General features: G+C 67.6%; 1 pseudogene. It reads right to left on the bottom strand.

The window, feature by feature from the left end:
* Positions 1–271: pseudogene (locus tag MKK82_RS34450) on the bottom strand (helix-turn-helix domain-containing protein); the annotation flags it as partial.
* Positions 272–352 lie beyond the last annotated feature (81 nt).

Below are 352 nucleotides of genomic sequence, written 5' to 3' on the forward strand. Positions count from 1 at the left end.
CAGTAGGCGTGCTGGTTACGGTTTTGACCCCTCCCACTTGAGAAGCGGAGCCGCGATGGCCCTCACTTTGTGCAGGGGGTCGCAGGTCGCTACCCCCTTTCCGTGCCAGCTGGATCCAGGCCAGCCACTCCTGGCTGATGAGGCGGAGCACGTTCGGGTCGTTGCGGAAGCCGGTGATCTCGCGCTCCCCGACGGTCAGCAGGCCGAGCTGGCTGGCCTCGCGGATGCCATTCTTCACGGTCGAGCGGCCCACGCCTGCGACGGCAGCCATGTTCTCGACCGACGGTCGGCAATCCTGCCTGCCCACGCTCCCGGCTGCCACCAGGGCGATCACAGCCTGCGCGGCTACCGT

The sequence above is a fragment of the Methylobacterium sp. E-046 genome (assembly GCF_022829625.1).
GTDB classification, from domain to species: Bacteria; Pseudomonadota; Alphaproteobacteria; order Rhizobiales; family Beijerinckiaceae; genus Methylobacterium; species Methylobacterium longum.